This is a genomic window from Halorubrum sp. LN27 (assembly GCF_016635065.1).
GTDB classification, from domain to species: Archaea; Halobacteriota; Halobacteria; order Halobacteriales; family Haloferacaceae; genus Halorubrum; species Halorubrum salipaludis.
This window is the reverse complement of record NZ_JAEPET010000001.1, coordinates 373,536-399,382: the sequence shown is the minus strand read 5'-3', so window position 1 is coordinate 399,382 and position 25,847 is coordinate 373,536. Positions and strand designations below refer to the sequence as shown.

Sequence of the window (25,847 nt, the reverse complement as noted above, 5' to 3'; positions counted from 1 at the left end):
GCCGAACATGTGAAGGGATATTTATACCGGACGGTGGCGTCCCGATCGGTCGGCGGGGGGTGCGGCGGGATCCGGCGCGTAGAGCGTCAGTTCTCCTCGGGGTCGGCGGCCGCGTCGGAGCGCGTTCCCTTGCGCGGGTCGATCGCGACGAACCGCTCCGGGAGGGTGTCGCCGTCGAGGAACGCGAACGCACACTCCACGAGCGTCTCGATGATCGCCGAGCGCGCTCGGACCGACGACGCCGCGATGTGCGGCGTCGTCACGACGTTCTCGAAGTCGTGCAGCGGGGAGTCGGCCGGCAGCGGCTCGGTCTCGAACACGTCGAGGCCGGCACCGCCGATCGTCCCGGCCGCGAGCGCGTCGACGAGCGCCCCGGTGTCGACGATCGGTCCGCGGGCCGTGTTCACCAGCACGGCGTCGTCGTCCATCGCTGCGAGGGCCCGTTCGTCTATCATCCCCCGCGTCTCGGGAGTGTGCTCGGCGGTGACCACCACGGCATCGGGCTCCGAGAGCACGGTCTCGAAGTCGGTGAGCGTCGCGCCGGTGACCTGCGTGTCGATGTCGTGGACGTACGGGTCGTGGGCGTACACGTCGACGTTGAACCCGTCGAGAAGCCCCGCGAGCCGCGAGCCGACGTTGCCGAAGCCGACGATGCCGACGGACGTGCCGGCGACCGCGCTGGCGTTCGGCACCTCGTCGCGCCACTTCCCGGCCTCCAGCGCGCGCTGACCGATCAGGACGTTCCGCTTGACCGCCAGCAGCAGCGTCAGCGCGTGCTCGGCGACCGAGAGCGCGTTCATCCCCGGGGTGTACACGACCGTCACGCCCTCGTCCGCGGCGGCGTCGAGGTCGATCGTGTCGATCCCCGTCCCGATCTTCGCCACCAGCCGCAGCGAGTCGGCGTTCTCGAGCACCCGTCGCGTGACCGGGAGCCGGGACGTGGTAAAGAGGATCTCGACGCCGTCGAGCGCCTCGATCAGCGCCTCCTCGGTCGGCTCGACGCCGACTTCGAGCGCGAGGGCGTCGCCGACCTCGCGCTCGAGCACGTCTCGCGGCTTCACGTCCTGATCGACGAGCGCTCGCGGCGCTCCGCCGGTCATTTCTCGTCCGGCCGAACGTGGGTGACGACCGGACACTCCGCGTTCAACAGCACGTCCTGAGTGACGCTGCCGAACAGCGCTTTGCCGACCGCGGACCGACGGCGACCGCCGACGCAGATGTAGCTGGCGTCCTGCTCGTTCGCGTACCGGACGAGCTCGTCGCCGGCGTCGCCGACGAGGCCGACGGCCTCGAAGTCGTCGGTCGTGCGGCTCGCGACCTCGTCGGCCGTCTCCTCGGCGAACGCCCGAACGTCGTCGACGGGGACGGTCTTGCCCGTGTCGCTGAGGCTGTCCTGTTCGAGATCGCGGAACGCGGACTGGCTCAGCACGTGGACGACGTGGAGGTCCTCACCGAACGCGTCGGCGTGTTTCCGTCCCTCGATCACGGCGTTGCTCTCCCGGTCGAGCCGTTCGACTCCAGCGACGATTGTCATGGTTGCCAATCCATGCGTGACGAGCACCCTTATAGTTTTCAGTGGATCCCGGCCGCCGCCGGGCTCACGTGTTGCTCACCGTCGCGTTTGCTTGGTCCGTCGCGTTTTTGAGGTGTACCCGCGTTGGTTGGGAGACATGCCTGCCTCCAAGGGCGGATCGCGCGCGTCCATCGCCGGTTTGTCGCTCCCGAGCTTCGCCGTCGCGGGGATCTGGGTCTCGATCGCCGTGCTCGTGGGCGGCGCCCTCGCGCCGCCGCTCGGCGGTCTCGAGCGAGAGATGCAGCTCGTGCTCGCCGTCTTCCTCTTCGCGCTCGTGTTGTGGCTGACCGAAGCCGTCCCCTACGTGGTGTCGAGCACGGCCGCGTCGGTCCTGCTGTTCGCTCTCGACCTCGTCCCGACGTTCGGTGACGCGGTCAGCGGGTTCGCCTCGACGCTCGTGTTCTTCCTGCTGCTGCTGTTGCTCCTCGGCGGGGCGATCTCCGAGGTCGGACTGGGGAAGGTCGTCGCCGGGCGGATGCTCTCGACCCGGAGCACACCGCGGACGAGCGTTCGCTCGCTCGCGGCCCACATGTTCGGGCTCTCGCTTTTGATGCCGTCGGCGGTCGCTCGGACCGTGACGTTCATCCCCGTCGTCAACCGGATGACGGACGCGTACGGGCTTCCGGACGACGGGACGTTCCGCAAGGCCTGCTTCATCGTGCTCGGCCACATCAACCCGATCGGGTCGATGATGCTGATGACCGGCGGGGGGATGGCGATCATCACCTCACAGCTGATCAACGAGTCCGTCCGGACGGTCACCTGGGTCCAGTGGGCCGTGTACATGATCCCGCCGATGATCCTCCTGTTCTGGCTGTCGACGGTCAGCGCGCTCGTCGTGTACGGCGTCGACGACGACCTGACGCTCGAGTCGAACGGCTCCGACGGGGACGCCGGAAACGGGGAGCACGCGGAACGCGACGGCGATGACGCGCTCAACACGACCGGAGGCGATGACGCGCTCGACGCGAACGGGATCGGCGATCGGAGCGGCGGCGGAGTCACGCTGACGCGGGATCAGCGGATCGTCAGCGTCGTCATGCTCGGCGCGGTGGTGGCGTGGATCGCCGGCTCCTTCGTCGGGCTTCCGACCATCGTCCCGGCGGCCGCGGCGGTCGCGGTCCTCTCGGTCCCGGGCGTGGGCATCGTCGACCGGGACCTGATCGCCGACGTCAGCTGGGGCATCCTCTTCCTCATCGGCGCGATGTTCTCCATCCTCGACGCGATGGAGACGACCGGAACGCTCGATTACGTCGTCGAGACGCTCATCGAGGTTGTCCCGTTCGCGGCGATGGCGCCCTGGCTGGTGATCGGGACCCTCCTCGCGCTCGCCGTCTTCATCCGCTCGTGGTTCTCGACGGCGTCGGCCGCGATCGTGGTCGCCCTGCCGATCATCATGGAGTTCGCGACCGTCCTCGGCCTCAACCGGCTCTACCTGGCGCTGTCGGTGCTGATCGCCGTCGGCTCGACGACCTTCTTCCCGTTCAACACGACCTCGGTGCTGCTCTCGTATGACAAGGGACCGCTGGGGCTCCGGGAGGTGCTCGTCTTCGGGCTCGTGACGATGGTCCACGGCGTCGTCGTGATCGCGCTGTCGTGGCTCTTCTACTGGCCGCTCGTCGTGTGACGTTCGCCTCGGGGCGGCACCGTAGGCGGCCCTCCCTCCGGTCGGATCGGTAGACGGACCGAGACCCCGGAGCCCATCGCGTTCTCGCGTGGGTTCGAGACCCCGTCGGGTCAGCGGTGGCTCCGAGCGAACACCAGAGCGATCGGCGAACGCGACTGGAAGAACGACTCGGACGGGACACGAACGGGGTGCACACTGCGGTCGTCGACAGCGTCGACACGCCGATCCCCTGACGGATGGCACAGACGGACCGTCGGGATCGGCGGCGGAACGCTCCGCCGCACGCCGTCCGGAACCGCCACGATCCGGGCGAGCGGATCGCGAGAGCAGGTCGAGAACCGCGTCCAGACCGGAGAAGGGTGTGACGAAGAACCGCGTCCAGACCGGAGAAGGGCGGTGACGAAGAGGTGCGGCGGAACGCGAAACGCGCCCGAACCGCGGCTAGCCGAGCCGCCGTTCGAGCGCGGGCTTGACGTACGGTCCGAGGAGGATCACGAGGATCCCCGCCGTGATGAGCAGCGACAGCGGCTTGGTCACGAAGATGTCGTAGGAGCCGCCGGATATCTGCAGCGACCGCATGAGGTTCTCCTCGGCGATCGGCCCCAGGACGACCCCGAGCACGAACGCGATGATCGAGTAGTTCTTCCGGACCATGATGTACCCGAGGAACCCGAGGACGAGGACGGTGATCACGTCGACCCAGTTGGACCGGAGGGTGTAGCCGCCGACCATCGATAACACGAGGATCAGCGGGATGATGACGTGGGTGTCGACCTGGGTGAGCTTCGCCAGGCGCGTCACGACGAGCACGCCGATCAGGACGATGAAGATGTTACCGACCAGCAGCGCGATCAGGAACGCGTACGTGATGTGGAGGTCGGCCTCGAACAGCTGCGGACCGGGGCGCAGCCCGTGCATCAGCAGGCCGCCGAGCAGCACGGCGGTCGAGCCGCTGCCGGGGATCCCGAACGAGATGGTCGGGATCAGCGACCCGCCGATGGTGCCGTTGTTCGACGCCTCGCTGGAGATGACGCCGAGAGGCTCGCCGTTGCCGAACAGGCCGGGGTTGTCGGAGCTCCGCATCGCCTCGCCGTACGCGAGGAAGTTCGAGACGGTCGCGCCGGCGCCCGGAATCGCGCCGATGAACATCCCGATGTAGCCGGATTTGATGATTTGCCACGGGTGCGAGAGCGTCTCGCGAACGCCGGAGAGCGTGTTTCCGGACAGGTCGATCTCGGCGTCGGCGATCCCGCCCTCCTGGCCGGCGAGCTTCAGCATTTCCGCGACCGCGAACATCCCGATGAGCGCCGCGATGAAGTCGATCCCGTCGTAGAGCCCGAGGCTCCCGAAGGTGTACCGGAGCTCCGGGGAGTTCGGAGCGATGCCGACGGTCGTGATCAGCAGGCCGGCCGCGCCGGCGACGAGCCCCTTGACCATGGACCCCTCGGCGACGATGGTGATCATCGAGAGCCCGAGGATGGCCATCAGGAAGTACTCTGGCGAGCCGAACAGCAGCACGACCTCGATCAGGATCGGCGAGATGAGAAGCAGCGTGAGAACCGAGAGGAACCCGGCGGTCGCGGACGCGGTTGCGGACATCGAGAGCGCGTCGACCGCGCGGCCCTGTTTCGCCATCGGATACCCGTCGAACGTCGTCGCGGCCGCCCCGCCCGTCCCCGGGACGTTCACGAGGATGGCGGAGATGCTGCCGCCGTACATCGCGCCGCTGTACATGCTGACGAGGAGGATGATCGCGTTGATCGGCCCCAGCGGAAGCGTCAGGGGCAAGACGATCGCCATCCCGAGGGAAGAGCCGATCCCTGGGAGCGCGCCGCCGATCATGCCGAGCGTCAGCCCAATCACTACCCAGATCGGCGTGGGCCAGCTGAAGACGATCGAGAGCGCCTCCGAAAAGGCGGCGAGCGCCGCCATCTAGAACACCCCGCTCGTGACGAGCAGTTGACCGCGGTCGAGCGGGACGCCGAGCACCGACATGAATCCGTACGCGATCGCGAACCCGACGACGGCGAGCACCGCCGTGAGGTACCGGGGGAGCTTGAACCAGTAGCCGTACACGGCGACGAAGATCGGCGTCGCCCAGAGGATGCCGATCGCGAAGCCGAGCGCGGCGTATCCGGTCGCGATGAGGCCGGTGAACACCGAGTCGTGGATCGGGCGTCCGACGGTGGACAGCTCGTTCCGGTCCGCGTCGGGCTCCGTCGCGCCGGATTCCGTCGCGTCGTCTCCCGACTGTTGGCGCCCTTCGACCTCCTGTTGCCGCTTCTCGAACTCCTCGTCGGCCTCGAAGACGCCCGCCGACTCCTCCACGGCGGCGCGGAGCGGCCCCGGGAGGTACTTCGAGAAGAACAGCAGGAGCGCACCGACGAACACGACCGATCCCGTCAACCGCGGGAACCGCGCGGCTGAGCTGATGTCGAACCGGAACGTTTCGGCGAGCGCGAGACCGGATCCGAGAATGAGGACGATCAGGAGGAACCGCTCCTGATCGAACCGCTCGGACAGTCGTCGGTACAGCGATTTACTTGACATGCTTGCGTGGTACTGGAGCGTGGGTGATATTAATACACATGGTCTCGACTGGTGGTGTGGCGGACGACAACTCCGCGGCGGGAAAGCGAGGGAGGTCTACTCGTCCGCGGCCTCGCGGACCGCTTCGAGGTCGACCTGTTCGGGGATCTGTTCGAACGCGTCGGCGACCGCCTGGGACGCGCTCTCGGGCCCGCCGTACTCGACGACGTTGCCGGTCTCTTCGGACCAGCTCTGCACCTCGTCCGCCTGAAGGGCGGCTTCGAGGGCCTCGGTCAGCACCTGGATCTGGTCCTCGGAGGTCCCCTCCGGAGCGAAGATGCCGCGAACGAGCTGCCCGAGGAAGTCGATGTTGTCGTATCCGAGTTCCGTGGTGCTCGGAACGTCCGGGAAGACCTCGGACCCCTGGCTCGACAGACACGCGATCACGTCGAGGCGGTCGTCCTCGACCGCGCCGGCGGCGCCGGTGTCGGTGGCGATCGCGGCCGGCACCTCGTCGGAGATGGTCGCCTGCACCGCCGGGCCGGTCCCGTCGTAGCCGACGTACCGGTCCCACTGGAAGTCGTAGCTGTCGTTCCCCTGCATCAGGAGGGCGAGCACGTGGTCGACGCCCCCGCGCTCCTTGCCCGAGAAGATCTCCAGTTCACCGTCGGCGTACCGGCTCAGCAGGTCGTCGAAGTCCTCGATCTCGTAGCTGGGGTTGGCGACGACGACGAACGGCGTCCGGGCGTACGTCCCGACGCCCTCGAGTTCGGTCATGTCGTACTCCGGCGGGTTGACCATGGCCGAGACCGGGGTCGACGGCGGGTTGAACCCCCCGATCGTGTAGCCGTCGGGGTCGGCGTTGTACAGCTGGCCGGTGCCGCGGAGCGACGCCGCGCCGGGGACGTTCTCGATCGCGATGTTGGTCCCGAGCTCGTCCGCCATGTGGCTGATGAACTGGCGCGCGTACGTGTCGGTCCCGCCGCCCTCCGAGAAGGGGATGATGTACGTGATGTCCCCGTCGGGGTACTCGCCGTCGCCCCCACCGGAACAGCCCGCGAGGCCGGTCATCGCCGCTGCGGACGCGGCGCCGGCGTACTTGACGTAGTCTCGACGTGACACAGACGATCGATCGTGATTGTCTCCCATACAACCGATATGAACGTCGGACCCCTATTTGAATCTTCCGGTACACGAGGCCCGTGGGAAATCGAGTTTATTTACGAACTCGTCGTGAGGGGGCCAGAATATCCCACATCGAGGATTGAAAGCCGCGTATCGTCGGAGAAGTGCGTTTCTTACAAAAACACGGGAGAATCAGAAGAACGTGAACTCCCCGTCCTCGACGACGACCTCGCCGTCGAGCTCGAGCGTCGGCTCGGCCATCATCGCGTCGAAGTGAACCGGCGCGCGGGTGGTGCCGCCGAGGTTGCTGCTCGTTCCGATCCCGAAGTGGACGTTGCCGTAGCGGCCGTGATCGTTCGAGAACCAGCCGTTGAACTCGGGGCACTCGGGGTTCATGCCGACCGCGAGCTGGGCGATGTTGTAGACCGCCGGATCGTCGTGTTCCGCCCAGACGCGCTCGATCTTCTTCGCCTCCTTGCCTCCCTCGACGGAGGTGACCGCGCCGTCCTCGATCTCCATCCGGACCGGCTCCTCCAGGACGCCGATGTCGAGGTTCGGGATCGCGCCGTCGAAGACGACGGTCCCGTCGGTCGTCCCCTCGACCGGGGAGATGTTCGCCTCGATGTGCACCAGCGCCGTGAACTCGCCGGGTTCGTCCGCGATCCCCGGGTGCGCGTTGCCGTCGCGCCCCTCGAGGCCGACAGTCACGTCGGTCCCCTGCGGGGAGGTGACGCGCGCCTCGCTCGCCTCGGAGAACTTCCGCGCCATCTCCTCGCAGTGGGGGCGCATCCCCTCGTAGTCGGCGTACAGCCCGCCGCGGACGAGCTGTTCGTCGGTGAACTTCACCATGCTGATGACGCGCGCGCCGTTCGCCTTCGCCTCGGCGGTCGCGCTCGAGTGCGTGATCGACCGGTGGACCGGCGTGATGATCACGTCGGCCTCCATCATCGCCGCCGCGACCGTGTCCTCGGGCTCGTTGCCGTCGTACTCGCGCGGCTCCATCATCGTCATCGTCACGTTGGCGTCGCGCTCGTTGGCCGCCGCGGCGACGCGCTCCGCCACGTCCGCGACCTGCCAGTCGGTCACGACCAACACGTCCTCGCCGGCCTCGATCGCGGCGCAGGTGTCGACGACGATACTCGCACCTTTCATCTCTTGGATTGAGTCCATACACGGAGAACGGACAGCCGGTTACAAATACGTTCCTGAAACGGTCGAATTCGATCGTGTAGGTTACGAGGTCCCGTCCGCCGGTCGGGGGTCGCCGACCGCAGAACAACATCGGCGCCCGCACCGGGCTCGACCTCTCGCGCTCCACGACTGAACGAGCCTCACCGAGCCTGCGGTGCGGACGGTCCGGCGACCGTATAGCAACAACTGATTGAAACGGGAAATCAGTTTAATTCTTCATATTAAATCATTGGAGACTGTCGGCGGGATCCTTCACCGGTGTGTTTATTATATCCGAACGAATCTGGTAAATCGTTCATGTTAGACGTCGAAATGGCGGCGGCAGCACGGGGTATCGTCGAGGACTGTCTCGACGTCCAGCCCGGCGAGGAGGTCCTCGTCATCGCGGACGCGAGGAAGGAGCGAGTCGCGCGGAGCATCGCGCGCGCCGCGTCGGGAGCGGGCGCCGAAGCGATCACGACGACCATGCCGCTGTTAGAGAGCCACGGCAACGAGCCGCCGGAGACGGTGGCCGAAGCGATGGCCGCCGCGGACGTGGCGTTCACCTGTACGAGCCACGCGATCACGCACACGCGGTCGCGGCTGGCGGCCGCAGAGGCCGGCACGCGGTTCGGCATCCTCCGAAGCGTCACCGAGGACATGATGGTCGAGGGCGCGATGAGCGTCGACTTCGAGGAGCTCCGCCGACGGACCGAGGCGGTCCGCGACGTGCTCGACGCGGCCACCGAGGCCCACGTCACGAGCGACAAGGGGACGGACGTCTCCTTCAGCCTGGAGGGCTGCTCGGCGTTCTCGCTGGACGGCTACTACCACGAGAACTACGGCTTCGCGACGCTCCCGCCGGGAGAGTCGCCGACCCACCCGGCGGAGGGGACCGCGAACGGCGAGATCGTGATCGACGTCTCGATGGACAACCTCGGGCAGGTCGACGAGCCGATCACCCTCCACGTCGAGGACGGCTTCGTCACCGACGTCACCGGCGGCGAGGACGCCGACGAGCTCCGTCGCATCATCGACGAGAACGACGAGAACGCCGGCAACATCGCGGAGTTCGCGATCGGCACCAACCCCGAGGCGAAGCTCATCGGCAACCTCGCGGAGGACAAGAAGAAGGCGGGGACCGTTCACTTCGCGGTCGGCGACAACGAGTCGCTCGGCGGCACGCTCAAAAGCGACATCCACCTCGACGGCGTCGTCCGGACGCCGACCGTCCGGCTCGACGGCGAGGTCGTCGTCGACGACGGCGAGCTCGTCGAATCGCTGTTCGACTGACCGACGCGGTCGGTCGGACGCCGCTGCGTCCGCGGTCTTCAGGGCCGGGAGGCAGAGAGGGAGCTCGTCGCGCGCCGACGGCGTCTGGCGCCGGCGACCTCAGTCGAGAACGTCAGTCGGGAATCGAGAACGTCAGTCGAGGACGATCTGCGCGGGGCCGAGCGCGTCGTGTGCGCCCTTGTCGAGCGTGACGTCGACGACGGTTCCGAACGAGTCGAGGCCGTCGAACTCGTGGGTGACGTACTCGCCGATGGGGACCGCGCCGCTCGCGACGAGCTCGCCCGCGAGCGTCCCCGTGTCGGTCCCCGGGCCGAGGTCGGCGACCCCCTTCCGCGGGTTCTCCCAGCGGACGGCCTTCGATCTGGCCGATCGGGGGGTCATCTCGACGTCGCCGGAGATGTGACCGACCTGCAGCACCGTCCCGCCCCGGCGGGCCGCCCGGAACGCCTGTGCCAGGGGGTCGTCCCCCTCGGTCGCGTGCGTCTGATCGCCGCCGACCGCCTCGATGACCACGTCGGTCCCGAGGCCGCCGGTGGCCTCGCGGACCGCGTCGACCGGGTCGGTCTCGGTCGCGTCGATCGGGACCGCGCCGTTGGCCGCCGCGATCTCCAGCGGGCGGTCGCGGACGTCCGCGGCGTACACCGTCGCGGCCCCGAACCGCTCCGCGAGCAGGGCGCACTGGAACCCCATGACGCCGGCGCCGACGACGAGCACGTCGTCGCCGGGGTCGATCTCGGCGTCCGCCACGCACAGCACGGAGCTCGCGAGGGGCTGGAGCGCGGCCCCCTCCGCGTCCGAGACGCCCTCGGGGACCGGCCGGAGGGGCTCGGTAGGGAGCCGGACGGACTCCGCGAGCGCGCCCGGCCGGTCGTACCCGATCGCCTCGGTGTCCGGACAGTAGTTCTCGTAGCCGGACCGGCAGTACGGGCACTCCCCGCAGTGGATCTTGCCGGGCGCGTACACGCGGTCGCCGACCTCGTAGCCCTCGACGCCCGGACCGCACTCGGCGACGACCCCGCAAAACTCGTGGCCGAACAGCCTCGCGCCGGGCTCCTCGTCCCGGATCCGCCGTCTCACAGCGTCGTAGTGCGCGACCGACTCGCCGCGGTAGAGCAGGCACTCGGTCACGCTCAGCTGGACCCGCGACACGTCGATCAGGACCTCTCCCGGACCGGGCTCCGGGCGGGGGACGTCGATCACGTCGAACGACTCGAACTCGTCTATGACGACTGCGTCCATACCGCCCACCTCGACGGCCGCACGAATATATCCTCTGGCGGGAACGGGGCGTTCCCCGACGACGGCGAATTCCCCCGACGGCGGCAGTGCATACGGCTGACGACGACGGCGAAGGGACGAAACGTCTATGTCCGTTCATCATAGATAATCAGTGGAGATGCAAATCGTCACCGACCAGGATGTCGTCGTCGTAGGCTGTGGGATCGCCGGACTGAGCGCGGCCAACCGCGCGGTCGAGCAGGGGTTAGACGTCACCGTTCTGGAGAAGTCGCCGAAGGACAAGCGAGGGGGGCACACGCGGTACAGCGAGTCGTTCCGGGTCGCGTCGTCGGACTCTGACCTCGAGGAGTACGGCTACGAGTACAACATCGACGACTACACGCCCGACGACTTCTACGCGGACATCATGAAGCAGACGAACGGGCGGGCCGACGAGGACCTGGCCCGGACCATCGTCGACAACATCGGCCCCACGGTCGACTGGCTCACCGAGCGCGGCGTGAGCTGGGACATGGAGCCGCTCAACGTCGGGTACACGGTCGCGCGGACGTTCTTCGACGGCGAGGAGCTCGTCGCGGACCTCGTGGAGGCCGCCGAGGAGCAGGGCGCGACGTTCGAGTACCGCACCGAGGCCCGCGAGATCCTGTTCGACGACGGGGCGGTGTCCGGGCTCCGCGCCCGCAACGACGACGGCGACGTCGAGTACCGCGCCGACGCCGTGGTCGTCGCCGCCGGCGGCTACGAGTCGAGCGAGGAGAAGCGGACCCGGTACTACGGCTCCGACTACGACGCGATGAAGGTCCGCGGCAGCCGGTACAACACCGGCGAGGGGATCGAGATGGTCCTCGACGCGGGCGCCCGCGCGGACGGGCAGTGGGGCGGGGCCCACATGGCGCTCATCGACAGCGAGTCGCCCGACTACGAGGGCGGCGCGAACCGTGTCGACGGGTACCAGTACGGCGTGCTGTTGAACAACGACGGCGAGCGCTTCTTCGACGAGGGCGAGGACGCCCGCGCCCACACGTACGCCAAGCTCGGCCGGATCATCTTCGAGGAGCCCGGTCACGAGGCGTTCATCGTCATCGACGACCCCCTGAAAGAGCACATGCGCGCGACCGGACCGGGCGGCTGGGTGACCGGCGACACGGTCGAGGAGGTGCTCTCCGAGCTCGGCTGCGAGGAGCCCGAGGAGGGGGCCGCGACCGTGGACGCGTTCAACGCGGCGACGGACCCCGGGGAGTTCGACCCCGACTCGCTCGACGGGAACCACACGGACGGACTCGATCTCGAGAAGTCCAACTGGGCGCTGCCGCTCGACGAGCCGCCGTACCACGGGTACCGCGTCACCGGCGGGATCACGTTCGGCTTCGGCGGCGCGGCGACGGACGACCGCGCCCGCGCGCTCGACACGATCGGCCGTCCGATCCCCGGGCTGTACGTCGCGGGCAACACCACCGGCGGGCTGTTCTTCGACAACTACCCGGGCGGGACCGGTCTCGCCAACGGGGCCGTGTTCGGGAAGATCGCCGCCGAAGAGACGGCCGAGTACATCGAGGGAGCAGAATGAGCGGCGAACGAGTCGGCGACCAGCGCGCGATCGAGTGTTCCATCGTCCGCGGCGGCACGAGCAAGGGCGTGTTCATCCCCCGAGAGAACCTGCCGACGGAGGACCAGGACGAGGCGATCCTCTCGCTGTTCGGCAGCCCCGACGACAGACAGATCGACGGGCTCGGCGGCGCGACGTCGACGACGTCGAAGCTGATGGTCGTCTCCGAGAGCGACCGCGAGGGGATCGAGATCGACTACACGTTCGGACAGGTGGCCGTCGAGGACGCGGTCGTCGACTACGGCGGCAACTGCGGGAACCTCACCTGCGCGATCGGGTCGTTCGCCGTCGACGAGGGGATGGTCCCGGTCGATCCGGACGACGACACGGTGACGGTGGAGCTGTACAACACGAACACCGGCGCGGAGATCACCCAGACCGTGCCGCTGTGCGACGGCCGCGCGGCGAGCGTCGGCGACTTCAAGATCCACGGCGTCCCCGGCACCGGCGCGAAGATCGACACGACGTTCCACGACCCGGCCGGCGCGATGACCGACGGGCTGTTCCCGCTCGGCGGCCCGACGATCGAGATCGACGTCGACGGGGAGACGATCGAGACGACCGTGCTCGACGTGACGACGCCGATCGCCTTCGTCCGCGCGGCGGACATCGGGCTCACGGCCACCGAGGGTCGCGCGGAGATCGACGGCGACGCGGACCTCCTCGAACGGCTCGAACGGATTCGGGGGACGGTGGCCGTCGAACTCGGCTTCGTCGACGACCCCGACGAGGCCTCGATCGAGACGCCCGGCTACCCGAAGCTCGTCTTCGTGGCGCCGCCGACGGACTACACGACGCCGGAGGGAGGCGACGTCTCGGCCGAGGAGATCGACCTGACGGCGAGGTACATGAGCATGGGGAAGCTCCATCCGGTGTACGCCGTCACCGGCGTCTCCTGTACCGCGGCGGCCGCGCAGATCCCCGGAACGATCCCCAACGAGGTCGCCTCGGACCCCGGTTCGACGGTCACGCTCGGGCATCCGAAGGGCACGATGGCCGCGACCGCCGAGGTCGATCGGTCGGTCCCCGCGGTCGAGTCGGTGACCGTCTACCGGACGCAGCGTCGCCTGATGGAAGGGACCGGCTACTACCGGCCGGAGTGAGGGCGTTCGCCTCACGGCTCACCTGACGACGCGCGGTCGGGGACCGGATCGACCGCGGTCCGAGTTCGATCGACTCGATCTCCGAGCGAACCGGCCGCGGAATCGGCCACTTCTCATCCCGCGATGCGGGACCATTATTACCCCCGGTATCGTCAGTGGGCACATGGAACACACGCCGGATCGCGGGCGGGTCAAGGCGGTCGACACGACGCTCGACGTCGTCCAATTTCTGCACCGGGCGGGATCGGCGAGCATCGAGGAGGTCGCCGAGGCCGTCGGGGTCGGGACCAGCACGGCGCATCGTCACCTCACGACGCTTCACGAGCGGGGATACATCGTTCGCGAGGGGAACGAGTACGAGCTGAGCCTCCGGTTCCTGACGCACGGCGGACGGCGGCGGGAGACGCTGCCGGCGAACGAGCTGATACACAGGAAGGTCAGACAGCTGAGCGGGGACACCTCTGAACGCGTCCAGTTCATCACGGAGGAGCACGGCGAGCGCGTGTACATGTACACCCACGCGGGCCCGGACGCGGTCAAGACGGACGCGACGATCGGCAAGCGCGGGCCGCTTCACGTGAGCGCGGCCGGAAAGGCGATCCTAGCGAACCTCCCGACCGAGCGCCGGGAGCGGATCCTCGACGGGGTCGCCGCGAACGGAACCGCCGAACGGGAGGCGCTCGACGAGGAGCTCGAAGCGGTCAGGGAGCGGGGATACGCGTTCAACGACGAGGAGTCGACATCCGGGCTCCGCGCGGTCGGCGTCCCGGTCCGGTACGAGAGCGACACGGTGCTCGGGGCGATCAGCGTGTCGGGACCCGCCAACCGGCTGACCGGCGAGTACTTCCGCGAGGAACTGCCGAACCTCCTCTTGGGCACGGTCAACGAGATCGAGCTGAACATCGAGTACCTGTAATCGGCTCGGAGACGCCTCCCTCCGACCGATCTCGTTCTGTCCGCGGTCGATCCGCGACGCCACCGACAAAGGGCTTCGCGTATCCCGAACACGCTCCCGCGATGCGGGACGGAACCGATCGGAACCGACCGACATGTACGGCGACCGACGAGGTCATCTCCGCATTCCGGCCGATATTCGGCGATCGCATCGACGGAAGTAACGCGGATCGAACGATTCGACTGCGCTCGGTATCCCGCGTCGCGGGACAGATCAGAGATGATCGTTACTGATCGTAGCCGTGCGGGAGAGTCGGTCCCACGAGAGATACCCGGCGCGCGGGCCGAGAGACAGCGATCGCAGCGGGAAGCCGACAGCGGACAAAGAATCCTATTACAGCCATAGTTCTGTAAAGTCATTCAGACCATTGGGACCCGAATTCGGCGAACGTCGAGAAGCCGATCGACCCGCTATCTTCATAATGATAAGAAACCATATATTTTGATAATCATACCAGAATTCTGTTAGTAATTCTAGATCTCTCTTTTCTGAGTTTATCTCAACATTTTTTGTTTGTGTGGTCTATTATACCCAATATTTATGCTGAATATATATTTATTTGGCAAATATAGTCTCTTTTTGGTCTTATACCCATTTTAAACCAGACAACTATTTGATCAGGTCTAATACAATCTAAACGCACCTATTGGGGATCTATAGGCGGTTTTTTCTAGCATCCGCTTCGATCCTGTTCTCTAAGATCACAGAACTACCAATTTTAAATAATACATTGATAATCTATACGTCTCGGTGATCGAACGCGATCGGGGCAGTTCGTTCGACATCGCGTCGACCCGTCCGAGATCGCGTCCGGCGGTTCGGTCGTGACGTGTCGGGGCGCGGCGCCCCGAACGCAACCGCTTTCGGCCGGGGCGGCGACGTGGGGCGTATGCACGCGGACGGAGCGAAGGAGAGAGGCGAGCGACGATCGCGGAGCGCGGGTGGTCGACGGTGACCGCGCCCGCGGGCGACTGGCGGCTGATCCGGGAGGAGGCGCGGCCGGGGCCGATGCAGATGGCGCTCGACGAGGTCGCGGCGGAGACGGCGGCCGCCGGCGGGCCCGCCACCGTGCGGACGTACCGGTGGGACCCGAGCTGTCTCACTCTCGGGTACCGACAGGACCCGGAGACGGTGGACTGGGCGTTCTGCGAGCGCGAGGGGATCGACGTGACCCGGCGCCAGACCGGCGGCGGCGGGATCTACCACGACGGCTTCGGGGACGTCGCCTACTCGATCGCCGTCCCGGCGGCCGACGTGCCGGGCGAACTGCTCGACTGCTACCACCTGCTCTGCGAGCCCGTCCTCGACGCGTTCGACCGGCTCGGGATCGACGCGGACTACGTCGAGGAGTCGGTGCCGGAGCTGTACCACCCGGCGTGTTACCTGCGGGAGCTTCACCCGGCGCACGACGTGGTGGCGGGCGGCGGGAGGGACGGCGTCGCCGAGGAGCGGCGGAAGATCGCCGGCAACGCCCAGTACCGGAAGCGGGACGCCGTCATCCAGCACGGCTCGCTGACGTTCTCGGTCGAGGCGGAGCGACACCTCGGGACGTTCGCGGACCCGCCGGTGACCGCGAGCGCGTTCCGCGACCGGGTCGTCGGGATGGACGAGCTTGCCGCGATCGATCGGGCGGACGCGGTGGCGGCGGTGGAGGCGGCGCTCGTCGCGTGGGTGGTCGGAGAGGGCGACGCCGGAGAGGGCGGTGACCGCGGGGACGTCGACATCGATCGGGACGCGTCGTGGACCGACGAGGAGCTCCGGCGCGCGGCGGAGCTCGTCGAGACGAAGTACCGGGACGACGAGTGGGTCCGGACCCGTCCCGGGAACAGTGGCGGGGGCGCGGACGGATAGCACCGCTGACGGTTCTTCGACGGAAGCGGACGACGGGACTCCCGCCCGGTTCCGAAGGGGCTTTTTCCGGCGCTCGCGTGGAGACGGTATGAGTCTCAAGGTCGGCGCGCACGTCTCGATCGCGGGCGGCGTGGACAACGCGGTCGAGAACCAGGTAGAGGTCGGGGGCAACTGCGGACAGATATTCACCCACTCCCCGCAGGTGTGGCAGGACCCGAACATCGGCGACGAGGAGGCCGAGCGGTTCCGCGAGGGCACCGCGCGCGAGCTGGAGGGACCGTGGGTGATCCACACCTCCTACCTCGTCAACCTCTGTACGCCCAAGGAGGGGCTCCGCGAGAAGTCGCTCGACTCGATGCAGAAGGAGGTCGACGCGGCCGACAAGCTCGGCATTCCGTACGTCAACGTCCACCTCGGCGCACACACGGGCGCGGGCGTCGAGGGCGGGCTCGACAACGCGGCGTCGGTGATCGACGACATCGACGTGCCGGACGGCGTCACGATCCTGATCGAGAGCGACGCGGGCGCCGGCACGAAGCTCGGCGGCGAGTTCGAGCACCTGGCCGGGATCATCGACCGCACCGAGACCGACATCGACGTCTGTATCGACACCGCCCACGCGTTCGCGGCGGGATACGACCTCTCGACGCCCGAGGCGGTCGATCAGACGATCGGGGAGTTCGACGACGTGGTCGGGTTAGAGCACCTCGAGTACGTCCACCTCAACGACTCGAAGCACGCCTGCGGCACCAACAAGGACGAGCACGCCCACATCGGCGAGGGACTGATCGGCGAAGCGGGGATGGAGCGGTTCCTGAACCACCCGGATCTGGCGGACGTGCCCCTCGCGCTGGAGACGCCGACGGAGGACGGCAAGAGCTTCGCGTGGAACATCGACCGCGTCCGCGAGCTGCGGGCGGACTGAGGTTCAGGCGGAGTGACGAACGACTGAGGGTCGGGCGGAGTGACGGACGACTGAGGGTCGGGCGGAGTGACGGACGACTGAGACTCGGACGGACGGGGACTCGCACGGGGGAATCCCCGGAAATTCGTTGAATCGCTTAAGAGTGTCCGACGCGCCTTTATGTACCCGGAGCTGTGATCCACGGACATGACCACCACGAGAGCGCTGCTCATCGGGCAGCGGCGTCGGTTGGCCCTCACGATGGTCGTGGGATTCGCCGGCCTCGTGGCGCTGGCGGTGGCGTTGGCAGTCGTCGCCGAGCTCGCGGACATCCGGGCCGCGGCGGCGGTGACCGACCGGCTCGTCCCGCTGTTGGTGTTCTACGCGCCGGCGCCGATCGCCGCGGCGGGCGCGTACGCGCGTTGCGGCGGCCCGGCGTGCCTGACGGTGGGCGTCGTGCCCGCCCTCGTGTTCGCCGCGCTCGTGGTCGTCGGGACCGTGTTCGGCGTCCCCGGCGTGGGCGGCGGCGACGCGCCGCTGGGCGGGGTGACGATGTCGTTCGCCCTCGTCGGACTGAGCGGGGCGTTCGTCGGCTACTGCGCCGGAGTCACCGCCGCGCTCCTCGCGGACCTGGCGGGGATCGGGGGCGGTGACGAGACGGACGACGCCGAGTGAGGCGGCGCCGGCGGCGAGGGCGCCGACGGCAGCGAGCGGGACCGAGTTCCGTATGTTTATTCTCCCCTGCGCCGAACGCGGGGACGTGCGACGCTTCTCCGCGGAGTACCTCGAACACACCCGGCGCGGGATGTGGGCCGACGACCGGGAGGCCCTCGCGGACCTCGACCTGCCGAGCCGCCGCCGCGTCCTCGACGCCGGCTGCGGCACCGGGGAGCTGACCCGCGTCCTCGACGCCGAGACCCCGCCCGACGCGGCCGTGCTCGGGATCGACGCGGACCCGGAGCTCCTGCGCGTCGCCCGCGAGGAGACCGGGCTTCCGTACGTCGCCGGCGACGCGACGCGGCTCCCGCTCCCGGACGACGCCGTCGATCTGGCGGTCTGTCAGGCCCTCCTCATCAACCTCCCCGACCCCGCCGCCGCGGTCCGGGAGTTCGCGCGAGTCTCTTCCGACCTGGTCGCCGCGATCGAGCCCGACAACGCCGACGTGACGGTGACCTCCACCGTCGACGCCGAGGAGCGATTAGAGCGGGAGGCGCGGGAGGCGTACCTGCGGGGAGTCGACACCGACGTTGCCCTCGGCGACCGGGTCCGCGAGGCGTTCGAAGCGGCGGGGCTCGGCGACGTGCGGACCGGCCGGTACGTCCACGAGAAGCGGGTCGCGGCGCCGTACGCGGAGCCGGACCTGACCGCCGCGGCGCGGAAGGCCTCCGGCGCGGGGCTGGCCGACCACCGCGCGGAGCTGATCGCGGCGACCTCCGAGCGCGCGTACGACGACCTGCGGCGGCGCTGGCGCGAGATGGGGCGCGAAGTGGTCGACGCCATCGGGAACGACGAGTACGAGCGCGTCGAGCGCGTCCCCTTCGACGTGACCGTGGGACGGGTTCGGTAGCGGGTCGGGAGAGCGTGACGCGAGGTCGAGAGAGCGTGACGCGGATCGCAGACAGTCCCGCGGCCCACGCCACACGGTCGTTCAAAAAGCCCGCTACCGATTGATCCCGCCTTCGCCGCCGACGACGCTTTCGACGTCGTCGGGCGTGATCACCGCGAGGTCGCCGTCGACGGTGCGCTTCAGCGCGGCGGCCGCGGCGGCCCACTCCAGCGCGTCGGCCACGTCGCCGCCGTCGGTCCGCTTCGCGAGGTAGCCGGCGACGAACGCGTCGCCGGTGCCGATCGCGTCGAACGTGTCGGCCTCGAACACGCCCTGCTCGTACACCTCGCCGTTCCGGAGCGCGACCGCGCCCTCCGTGCCGCGGGTGACGACCACCGTCTCGAAGCCGAACGCGGACGCGAGCCCGTGGGCGATCTCGACCGCGTCTCCCTCCCGATCCAGCACCTCGCGGGCGTCTCTCCGGGGGACGAACAGGGTGTCGACGTGTTCGAACAGCCCCTCGTAGGCGGCGCGGGCGGTCTCGGGGTCCCAGAGCTTCGCCCGGTAGTTGAGGTCGAGTGAGCGCGTCGCGCCGGCCTCGCCCGCGGCGCGGAGCAGGGCCGTCGTCGTCTCCGCGGCCCGGTCCGAGAGCGCGGGCGTGATCCCGGTCGTGTGGAAGCGGTCGGCCGACTCCAGCGCCCCGGTCGGCAGCTCCGCGGGCGTGACCGTCGTGATCGCGGCGTCCGCGCGGTCGTAGATCACGTTCGTCCCGCGCGGCTCCCCGCCGTGTTCGAGGTAGTACGTCCCCAGCCGGCTCGTCTCGGGGTCGGCCCACGAGACGCCGGTCCGGACGCCGTGGCTCCGGAGCTCGCCGACGATCCGACGCCCGAGCGGCGACTCCGGGAGCTTCGAGAGCCAGACGGCGTCGGCGCCGAGCCGCGCGGCGCCGACCGCCACGTTGCTCTCCGCGCCGCCCGCCTGCACGCCGAGGCTGTCGGTGGTCTCCAGCCGCTCGCCGCGCGGCGGCGAGAGCCGGAGCATCGTCTCGCCGAACGTCACGAGGTCCGTCACGCCGACCACCCCGCGGGGACGGTCGCCGGGGGCTCCGCGGTCGATCCGGTGACTACGGTGTGCATACCGGAGCGTCGGCGAGGGAGTACAAAAGGACCCGCGATCGGCGGCGGGTCGCGCGGGCCGACGGTCACCCACTACCGACGGTCACCGCACCGCCGACGCCAGCGCGACCGCCCCGAACAGGAGCAGCGCGAGCGCCGCGACCGGCTGGCTGCCCGCGGCGGCCAGATACGCCCCGTAGACGACCGCGATCGAGAGTCCGCCCGCGAGCAGGTTCGTCCCGGCGTGGACCGCGACGTTCCGGCGCGTCCGCGCCTCCCGGCCGACCTGCTCGCCGAGCGAGACCCCGTGGTCCGCGAGGTCCCACGCGAGCGCGAGCGCGACGCCGGCCGCGAGCAGGGGCTCGACCGCGCCGCCGCGGTACCCCGCGACCGCGATCCCGACCGCGCCGATCCCCGCCGCCCACGAGAGGAGCCGGTGGGACCGCCGGAGCGACCCGGCGAGGAGGCCGAGCGCCGCGAGCCCGACGAGCGCCCCGCCGATCGGGGCGGCGAGGAGCGCGGCCAGCGCCGCGACCGCGCCGGCGACGAGGCTCCCGACGACCGCGAGCGTCGGGGGGCGAGCGTCGCGCTCGCGGTCGCTGGCGTCGAGGGAGTCCGCGTCGATGGGGGCCGCCTCGTCCCCGTCGCCGGCAGTCGCCTCTCGCCGGCTCACCGCGACCACCTCCCGGTGGCCCGCGCGACCGCGACGGGGAACGACCGGTCGCCCCACTCGACCGCGCGGATCCCCGCCCCGCGCAGGTCGCGGAGCCGCTCGCGGCGCTCGAACGCGACCAGCCGCGTCCCGGGGGTGTCGCCGGCGGGATCGTCGCGGTCGTCGCCGGCGGTCACGTCGGGCGAGAGGACGGTGACGAGGTGGCCGCGGGCGTCGATCCGGCGCGCGAGCGACGCCGCGAAGTCGTCCAGGAGGGGGGTGAAGAAGAGCACCTGCGCGTCGGCGGGGAGCCGCCGCCGGAACCGGCGGAGCCACAGCGACCCGTAGAACCGCCCCTCGCTCGGCGTCGGCGCCAGCGCGGGGTCGGTGGCCAGCGTCTCGCGCCCGCGGGCCGCGTGCGCGGTGCCCGCGCCCGGCCGGAGCCAGCAGTCGCGCGGGCCGAGCGCTGCGATCCCGACCCGGTCCCCGCCGTCGAGCAGCGCGGTGAACGCCTGCCCGGCGGCCTCGACGCTCGCCTCCACGGCGGTGTCGGCGTCCGGTTCGGTCGCGGCGTACGCCGACTCGCGCGCGTCGATCAGGAGCACGACGGTCGCGGCGCGCTCCTCGCGGAGGTCGAGCGTCGCCAGCTCCCCCGTCCGCGCCCGCCGATTCCAGTCGATCCGCTTGATCGGGTCGCCGCGGCGGTACTCCCGGGTGGCGTGGAACTCGACGCCGGCGCCGCCGACGTCGGTGGGGACGCGGCCGTGGTAGACGGTCGTCAACCCCCGGAGGGGGAGGTCGCCGCCCGCGGACAGCTCGGGGGTGCAGGCGATCCGCGTGGGGGTCGCGAGCCCGGTGGTGCGCTCCCGAGAGCCGGCCGGGTCCCGCGTGATCGCCCGCGCCGGCCCCCACTCGTGTTCGCCACGGGTCGCCCGGACGGTGTACTCGAAGGCCGCCGTCGCCCCCGGGCGGAGCGCGGTCGCGATCCGCGCGGGGCCGTCGACGACCTCCAGCCCGGGCGGCACCCCGTCGACGAGCCGGAGGTCCGGCAGGGGGGCGTCGCCGACGTTGCGCGCGCGGACCGCGACGACCACCTCGTCGCCCGGCTCGGGCGCGTCGTCGCTCACGGTCCGTTCGAGCTCGACCGTCGCCTCGCCCGCCTCGCCGATCCGGGCGTAGACGGCGTACCCCACGCCGACGGCGCCGGTCAGCACGAGCCCGGGCTGCCGGGCGACGACTCCGACCCCGACGAGCGCGAGCGCGACCCCGGCGATCCCGTCCCACCGGCCCGTCTCGGACCTGCGGAGGGGCGTGCGCTCGGTCGTCGGCTCCGTCTCGCTGTTCGCCGGCTCCGTCTCGCTGTTCGCCGGCTCCGTCCCGCTGTTCAACGGCTCACGGGTCGCGTCGTCGCTCTGGGGGGCGTCGCTCTCGGAGTCGTCACCCTCGACCTCGCCGGCGGCGCCGCCGCTCATCGCACCGCCTCCGCCGGATCGGGAGTCGGAGCCGACGCGGTATCGGAGCCCCCTGTCTCCCCGGCATCGAGCCGCCCGATCGCGTCGATCGCCGCGCGGAGCCCGTATCCGTACCGCGAGCGCCCCCGGACCGCGGCTCGGAGCCGGACCCGGATCGGGTACGACGCGTCGCCCGCGAAGAACGCGGCCGCGGTCCGGTCGTCCGTCCACGTCCCGACGTCGACGGCCCGCTCGGCCGCCGCGGTCGAACAGTTTCGCTCTCTGGCGACCGCCGCGACCGCGACGGCCCGGGCCCGCTCGCGAAGCTCGCGCCGGGAGGCGTACGCACCGGGCGAGGCGGCGGTCATCCGGGCGATCCGCTCGTCGAGGTCGGCCCCGGGCACCGTCGCGGGCGCTCGGCGCTCCGGCTCGCCGGGGTCGGCTGTCCGCCGGTCCCGACCGCGGCGCTCGTTCGCGTACCGGACACCCTGTACGACGGCGAGCGCGCCGATCAGGGTGACGACGAGGGTCGAGGGGTCGATGGCGGCGGCGACGCCGCGGTTCGCGACGGCGACGAACCCGACCGCGACCGCCGCGACCCCGACGAGCGCGAGGGGACGCACTACCGGTCACCCCCGGAACGCGTCGGGTCGTCTCGGCGCTCCGCGTCTCCGCGCCTCCCGTCCCAGTGCCCCTCGCTGCCACCGTTCCCCTCGCCGTCCCCGTGCCGCTCCTCGATCCGGCGCAGCGCCTCGACGGCCCTGCGCTCGCGGTCGTCGGTCGCGGCCGCGCCGCCGTACCGGACTCGCTCGAACACGTCGGTGAGTGCCGCGACGGGCTCCTCGTCGACGCCCGCGTCGACCGCCGCGGCCGCGAACTCCGCGGGCGTCGAGGAGGCGGGGCGGTCCACGTCGAGCACGGCCGTCATGTCGCGCCAGGCACGGTACACCTCGTTGTCGGCGTCGGACGACTCGATCCGGTCCGCGGCTTCGCCGGCGGTCCGGCCGACCGCGGCGAGGTCGGGCGTCGGCTCCTCGGGGTCCTCCTCGGCCGCGGCACTGTCGCCCGGCGTCGCGTCGTCGTCGCCGCCGGCGAGGAGGAGCACCCCGACGCTGGCGACGAGCGCGGCGACCACGACGACCGCGAACAGGAGCTCCGGCGCCGACGCCGCCCCCTCGCCCCCGCCGGCTCCCGCGCCGCCGGCCGCTCCCTCCGGCACGATTCCGTCGTCCGGGCCGGCGATGCCGAACTCGAACTCGCTCCCGGTCTGGGTCGCGCCGCAGGTCGTCAGCGCCGTCCACAGCAGCCAGATCGGGACGCCGACCGCGGCGGCGGCCGCGAGGGCGGCGAGCGGCGAGCGCGTGTCGCGGTAGGCGATCGCCGCGATCCCGACGACGAGCCCGGAGAGGAGGAGCACGGCCGGCGGCTCGCGGAGGGACTCGTAACACAGCGGCTGCGTCGCGAGCGTCGTCTCGCCGCCCGGCGACGGGGAGAGCCCCGGATCGCCCGGGCCGTCGCCGGCGCTCGGCGCGTCGCCCTGGGCCCCGCCGAACCCGCCGCCGTCGAGGCTGACGGCGGAGTCGAGCGTGGCGGCGGCGACGCCGAGCGCGACGACCGCGAGGAGGGCGAGGGCGACCGCGAGGAGGGCGTCCCGCTTCACGTCCGTGGATACGCGGTCTCGGGGGAATAGCTTTCGGCGGGGGAACGGGCGGCGGAGCGCAGGGGGTCGGAGCGGGGGGTCGGATCGGGGGTTGGAGTGGGAGGTCGGATCGGGGGTTGGAGTGGGAGGTCGGATCGGGGGTTGGAGTGGGAGGTCGGATCGGGGGTTGGAGTGGGAGGGTCGCCGCCTACCCCTCCGAGCCGTCGACCGCGTCGTCGAGGGGGGTCGTCGGGAACAGCGCGTCGACGTCCGGCTCCGGGTCGACCAGTCGGTACGCGGTCCCGTCGCGCTCGACGACGCCGGCGTCCGCGAGGTGATCGAGGTGCGCGAACGCCTCGCCCGGCCCGTGGAGGACGTGGATCTCCGAGAGCTCGCCGAACAGCGCGGCCGACACCTCCCACGCGGTCGCCGGTCCCCCGTCGGCGAGCACGTCGAGCACCCGCCGCGTGCGGTGCCGGTGGTGGTCGAGGATCGTCGCGGCCCGCAGGCCCGGCTCGTCGATCCGCTCGCGGTGACCGGGGTGGGCCGCGTCGAAGTCGCGGGCGACGATCCGCGCGAGGCTCTCCGCGTAGGCGGCCAGCGGCGCGTCGACCCGCACGTCGGCGCCGCCGACGTTCGGGGTGTACCGCGGGAGGAGCGCGTCGCCGGCGAACAGCTCTTCGGTCGCGTCCGCGCCCCCGACCGGCTCGTGGCCGGTGACCGCTCGCGGGTCGAACGCGAACCCGGTGAGTCCGGCGGTGTGGCCCGGCAGGTGGACCGCCTCGAGTTCGACGCCCCCGACCTCGATCGCGTCCCCGTCGCCGAACGTCGTTACGTCGGCGGGGCGGCCGCTGAGGTCGGCGCTCACCGCGTCGAAGAAGGCGGTCAGTCGCTCCCGGTCCGGCTCGGGCATCCCCCACCGGTCGAACGTCTCGCGCTGGAGGTCGCGGTCGAGGAACAGCGGGGGCTCGCTCCCGTCGACGAGCGGCGCGTCCGCCGCGTGGACGTACACGTCCGCGCCGCCTTCGGCCTGTATCTCGCCGGCCAACCCGGCGTGGTCGGGGTGCCAGTGGGTGAGCGCGACCGCGTCCACGTCGGCGAAGGAGTACCCGTGCTCGGCGAGGCCGGCCTCCAGCTCCGCGCGCACGTCGGAGAGCGCGACCCCGGTGTCGACGAGCGCGGTCGTCTCGCCGTCGAGCAGGTACGCGTCGTTTTCGCCCTCGAAGACGGTGTTGCCGAGCTGGATCCGTTTCACACGGGAGGGTCGTCGGGAGCCCTTTTGAGGGTTGTCACCGCGGAAAGCGACGGCGGGGGCGACGGCGCGGGCGATCCAGTGGAGGCGCTCCGGCGCGAGCGGTCCGGCGCGCGGACTCAGTCGAGCACGTCGACACCGGCGAACTCGAACCGGGCGCCGCCGCCCGCGGCGTCGGTGAGGCGCACGTCCCAGCCGTGGGCGTCCGCGACGGACTCGACGATTTCGAGGCCGAACCCGGTCCCGTCGTCGCTCGTGGTGTACCCCGCCTCGAACACCGCCTCGCGGTCGATCTCGGGGATCCCCGGACCGTCGTCGGCGACGTAGAAGCCGTCGCCGTCGTCCAGGTCTCCGACCGTCACCGTGACGCCCTCGCCGGCGTGCTCGACACTGTTTCGCAGGAGGTTCTCGAAGAGCTGTCTGAGGCGGCTCCGGTCCGCGCGGACCGCGGCGTCGGTCTCGACCCGAAGCGAGGCCGACCCGGTCTCGACGCCCTCCCAGCACGACTCGACGAACTCCCGGAGGGGGACCCGCTCCGTCTCCTCGTTCCCGTCGCCGTCGCGGGCGAGCGTCAGGAGGTCGTCGATGAGCGTCGCCATCCGCTCGTGGGCGTCGGCGACGCCCGCGAGGTGCTCGGAGTCGTGCTCTTCGCGAGCGAGTTCCAGCCGCCCTTGGGCGACGTTGAGCGGGTTCCGGAGGTCGTGCGAGACGATGTTCGCGAACTCCTCGAGTCGCTCGTTCTTCTCTTTGAGGGCCTCCTCGCGTTGCTTCCGTTCGCGGACGTCTCGGATGACGCCGACGCGGTCGAGTTTGGACGCGTCCTCCCCGCCCAGTCCCTCGACGAGCCGATTGAACCGCATCTCCACCGGGAACCGGTCGCCGTCGGCGGTGAGGAACTCGTACTCGACCGCGCCGGCCTCCCGCTCCCCGGCCTCGATCTCGCGGCGCACCTCCCTCGCCCTCTCCGCGGCCTCCTCGGTCACCCAGTCGTAGATCTGGGTCCCGATCAGCTCCTCGCGGGTCACGCCCTTCATCTCGGCGTAGCGAGCGTTGACGTACGCGATGGTCCCGTCGGGACGCACGGCGTAGACCGCGTCGTCAAGCGAGTCGAGAATGGTCTCGTACCGCCGTAGCTCCCTGTCCCGAGGCGACTCATCCGTCATGGCTCTTCTCGGACGTTCCTTTCGGCCGTTCGGTTATAAATGGGCCGTCGAAAG

General features: G+C 70.2%; 23 protein-coding genes. 9 read left to right on the top strand and 14 right to left on the bottom strand.

Going from position 1 to position 25,847, the window contains the following annotated elements; all coding sequences use genetic code 11:
• Positions 1 to 86 precede the first annotated feature (86 nt).
• Positions 87 to 1,100, bottom strand: coding sequence for an NAD(P)-dependent oxidoreductase (locus JIN95_RS01885; RefSeq protein WP_200530351.1), 1,014 nt, complete (start codon positions 1,098 to 1,100; stop codon positions 87 to 89).
• Positions 1,097 to 1,534, bottom strand: coding sequence for a universal stress protein (locus tag JIN95_RS01880; protein ID WP_095635222.1), 438 nt, complete (start codon positions 1,532 to 1,534; stop codon positions 1,097 to 1,099). The genes JIN95_RS01885 and JIN95_RS01880 overlap by 4 nt, the downstream gene beginning before the upstream one ends.
• 136 nt (positions 1,535 to 1,670) lie before the next feature.
• Here JIN95_RS01880 and JIN95_RS01875 point away from each other — a divergent pair, with 136 nt between their 5' ends.
• Positions 1,671 to 3,200, top strand: coding sequence for an SLC13 family permease (locus JIN95_RS01875; RefSeq protein WP_234699148.1), 1,530 nt, complete (start codon positions 1,671 to 1,673; stop codon positions 3,198 to 3,200).
• Positions 3,201 to 3,641: 441 nt separating this feature from the next.
• Here the strand turns inward: JIN95_RS01875 and JIN95_RS01870 are convergent, their stop codons facing one another.
• The 4 genes from JIN95_RS01870 to JIN95_RS01855 form a co-directional block, all read right to left on the bottom strand.
• Entirely contained in the window at positions 3,642 to 5,132 is a 1,491-nt protein-coding gene (locus JIN95_RS01870; protein WP_095635224.1) for a tripartite tricarboxylate transporter permease, read from the bottom strand.
• A complete protein-coding gene (locus tag JIN95_RS01865; RefSeq protein WP_095635225.1) occupies positions 5,133 to 5,750 on the bottom strand; it encodes a tripartite tricarboxylate transporter TctB family protein in 618 nt (205 codons plus the stop codon). It abuts the gene before it with no gap.
• Positions 5,751 to 5,846: 96 nt separating this feature from the next.
• A complete protein-coding gene (locus JIN95_RS01860; RefSeq protein ID WP_233138624.1) occupies positions 5,847 to 6,851 on the bottom strand; it encodes a tripartite tricarboxylate transporter substrate binding protein in 1,005 nt (334 codons plus the stop codon).
• Between the two features lie 195 nt (positions 6,852 to 7,046).
• Positions 7,047 to 8,024: a hypothetical protein gene (locus JIN95_RS01855; protein WP_095635226.1), complete on the bottom strand. Its 978-nt coding sequence runs from the start codon at positions 8,022 to 8,024 to the stop codon at positions 7,047 to 7,049.
• Between the two features lie 318 nt (positions 8,025 to 8,342).
• Between JIN95_RS01855 and JIN95_RS01850 the strand changes: the two genes are divergently transcribed.
• The gene (locus JIN95_RS01850) at positions 8,343 to 9,317 is read left to right on the top strand and encodes an aminopeptidase (RefSeq protein WP_095635227.1); all 975 of its coding nucleotides are present in this window, start codon (positions 8,343 to 8,345) and stop codon (positions 9,315 to 9,317) included.
• Positions 9,318 to 9,449: 132 nt separating this feature from the next.
• Here the strand turns inward: JIN95_RS01850 and JIN95_RS01845 are convergent, their stop codons facing one another.
• Positions 9,450 to 10,556, bottom strand: coding sequence for an alcohol dehydrogenase catalytic domain-containing protein (locus tag JIN95_RS01845; RefSeq protein ID WP_200530350.1), 1,107 nt, complete (start codon positions 10,554 to 10,556; stop codon positions 9,450 to 9,452).
• Between the two features lie 157 nt (positions 10,557 to 10,713).
• Between JIN95_RS01845 and tcuA the strand changes: the two genes are divergently transcribed.
• From tcuA to JIN95_RS01810, 7 genes are all read left to right on the top strand, one after another.
• The gene (tcuA, locus tag JIN95_RS01840; protein WP_095635229.1) at positions 10,714 to 12,123 is read left to right on the top strand and encodes an FAD-dependent tricarballylate dehydrogenase TcuA; all 1,410 of its coding nucleotides are present in this window, start codon (positions 10,714 to 10,716) and stop codon (positions 12,121 to 12,123) included.
• A complete protein-coding gene (locus JIN95_RS01835) occupies positions 12,120 to 13,265 on the top strand; it encodes a PrpF domain-containing protein (RefSeq protein WP_095635230.1) in 1,146 nt (381 codons plus the stop codon). Before tcuA ends, JIN95_RS01835 begins: the two co-directional genes overlap by 4 nt.
• 163 nt (positions 13,266 to 13,428) lie before the next feature.
• Positions 13,429 to 14,181, top strand: a complete 753-nt coding sequence (locus JIN95_RS01830) for an IclR family transcriptional regulator (RefSeq protein ID WP_095635231.1) — start codon at positions 13,429 to 13,431, stop codon at positions 14,179 to 14,181.
• A 990-nt stretch (positions 14,182 to 15,171) separates the two neighbouring features.
• Complete coding sequence (locus tag JIN95_RS01825; RefSeq protein WP_200530349.1) at positions 15,172 to 16,071, top strand: biotin/lipoate A/B protein ligase family protein; 900 nt, start codon at positions 15,172 to 15,174, stop codon at positions 16,069 to 16,071.
• Positions 16,072 to 16,159: 88 nt separating this feature from the next.
• Positions 16,160 to 16,996 carry a deoxyribonuclease IV gene (locus JIN95_RS01820; protein WP_095635233.1) on the top strand — a complete coding sequence of 279 codons (837 nt, stop codon included), beginning with the start codon at positions 16,160 to 16,162 and terminating at the stop codon, positions 16,994 to 16,996.
• Positions 16,997 to 17,182: 186 nt separating this feature from the next.
• The gene (locus JIN95_RS01815; protein ID WP_095635234.1) at positions 17,183 to 17,650 is read left to right on the top strand and encodes a hypothetical protein; all 468 of its coding nucleotides are present in this window, start codon (positions 17,183 to 17,185) and stop codon (positions 17,648 to 17,650) included.
• An 85-nt stretch (positions 17,651 to 17,735) separates the two neighbouring features.
• Positions 17,736 to 18,542, top strand: a complete 807-nt coding sequence (locus JIN95_RS01810; protein ID WP_200530348.1) for a class I SAM-dependent methyltransferase — start codon at positions 17,736 to 17,738, stop codon at positions 18,540 to 18,542.
• A gap of 93 nt (positions 18,543 to 18,635) precedes the next feature.
• Here the strand turns inward: JIN95_RS01810 and kdgK1 are convergent, their stop codons facing one another.
• The 7 genes from kdgK1 to JIN95_RS01775 form a co-directional block, all read right to left on the bottom strand.
• Positions 18,636 to 19,601 carry a bifunctional 2-dehydro-3-deoxygluconokinase/2-dehydro-3-deoxygalactonokinase gene (gene kdgK1 / locus JIN95_RS01805; protein WP_198951469.1) on the bottom strand — a complete coding sequence of 322 codons (966 nt, stop codon included), beginning with the start codon at positions 19,599 to 19,601 and terminating at the stop codon, positions 18,636 to 18,638.
• Positions 19,602 to 19,739: 138 nt separating this feature from the next.
• Entirely contained in the window at positions 19,740 to 20,366 is a 627-nt protein-coding gene (locus tag JIN95_RS01800; protein WP_200530347.1) for a hypothetical protein, read from the bottom strand.
• Positions 20,306 to 21,760 (bottom strand): DUF58 domain-containing protein, encoded by a 1,455-nt coding sequence (locus tag JIN95_RS01795; protein ID WP_234699147.1) that lies wholly within the window; start codon positions 21,758 to 21,760, stop codon positions 20,306 to 20,308. Before JIN95_RS01795 ends, JIN95_RS01800 begins: the two co-directional genes overlap by 61 nt.
• The gene (locus tag JIN95_RS01790) at positions 21,757 to 22,362 is read right to left on the bottom strand and encodes a hypothetical protein (protein WP_200530346.1); all 606 of its coding nucleotides are present in this window, start codon (positions 22,360 to 22,362) and stop codon (positions 21,757 to 21,759) included. Before JIN95_RS01790 ends, JIN95_RS01795 begins: the two co-directional genes overlap by 4 nt.
• Positions 22,362 to 23,399 carry a DUF4129 domain-containing protein gene (locus tag JIN95_RS01785; protein ID WP_200530345.1) on the bottom strand — a complete coding sequence of 346 codons (1,038 nt, stop codon included), beginning with the start codon at positions 23,397 to 23,399 and terminating at the stop codon, positions 22,362 to 22,364. The genes JIN95_RS01790 and JIN95_RS01785 overlap by 1 nt, the downstream gene beginning before the upstream one ends.
• A gap of 187 nt (positions 23,400 to 23,586) precedes the next feature.
• Complete coding sequence (locus JIN95_RS01780; protein ID WP_200530344.1) at positions 23,587 to 24,633, bottom strand: MBL fold metallo-hydrolase; 1,047 nt, start codon at positions 24,631 to 24,633, stop codon at positions 23,587 to 23,589.
• Between the two features lie 116 nt (positions 24,634 to 24,749).
• Positions 24,750 to 25,793 (bottom strand): PAS domain-containing sensor histidine kinase, encoded by a 1,044-nt coding sequence (locus JIN95_RS01775; protein WP_095635239.1) that lies wholly within the window; start codon positions 25,791 to 25,793, stop codon positions 24,750 to 24,752.
• Positions 25,794 to 25,847 lie beyond the last annotated feature (54 nt).

Bases quoted from the DNA above. Each gene is read 5' to 3' on its own strand.
- JIN95_RS01815 (WP_095635234.1), top strand. From the start codon at position 17,183: ATGACCACCACGAGAGCGCTGCTCATCGGGCAGCGGCGTCGGTTGGCC.
- JIN95_RS01880 (WP_095635222.1), bottom strand. From the start codon at position 1,534: ATGACAATCGTCGCTGGAGTCGAACGGCTCGACCGGGAGAGCAACGCC.
- tcuA (WP_095635229.1), top strand. From the start codon at position 10,714: ATGCAAATCGTCACCGACCAGGATGTCGTCGTCGTAGGCTGTGGGATC.
- JIN95_RS01830 (WP_095635231.1), top strand. From the start codon at position 13,429: ATGGAACACACGCCGGATCGCGGGCGGGTCAAGGCGGTCGACACGACG.
- JIN95_RS01795 (WP_234699147.1), bottom strand. From the start codon at position 21,760: ATGAGCGGCGGCGCCGCCGGCGAGGTCGAGGGTGACGACTCCGAGAGC.
- JIN95_RS01875 (WP_234699148.1), top strand. From the start codon at position 1,671: ATGCCTGCCTCCAAGGGCGGATCGCGCGCGTCCATCGCCGGTTTGTCG.
- JIN95_RS01885 (WP_200530351.1), bottom strand. From the start codon at position 1,100: ATGACCGGCGGAGCGCCGCGAGCGCTCGTCGATCAGGACGTGAAGCCG.
- JIN95_RS01850 (WP_095635227.1), top strand. From the start codon at position 8,343: ATGTTAGACGTCGAAATGGCGGCGGCAGCACGGGGTATCGTCGAGGAC.
- JIN95_RS01855 (WP_095635226.1), bottom strand. From the start codon at position 8,024: ATGGACTCAATCCAAGAGATGAAAGGTGCGAGTATCGTCGTCGACACC.
- JIN95_RS01865 (WP_095635225.1), bottom strand. From the start codon at position 5,750: ATGTCAAGTAAATCGCTGTACCGACGACTGTCCGAGCGGTTCGATCAG.
- JIN95_RS01835 (WP_095635230.1), top strand. From the start codon at position 12,120: ATGAGCGGCGAACGAGTCGGCGACCAGCGCGCGATCGAGTGTTCCATC.
- JIN95_RS01845 (WP_200530350.1), bottom strand. From the start codon at position 10,556: ATGGACGCAGTCGTCATAGACGAGTTCGAGTCGTTCGACGTGATCGAC.
- JIN95_RS01870 (WP_095635224.1), bottom strand. From the start codon at position 5,132: ATGGCGGCGCTCGCCGCCTTTTCGGAGGCGCTCTCGATCGTCTTCAGC.
- JIN95_RS01820 (WP_095635233.1), top strand. From the start codon at position 16,160: ATGAGTCTCAAGGTCGGCGCGCACGTCTCGATCGCGGGCGGCGTGGAC.
- JIN95_RS01775 (WP_095635239.1), bottom strand. From the start codon at position 25,793: ATGACGGATGAGTCGCCTCGGGACAGGGAGCTACGGCGGTACGAGACC.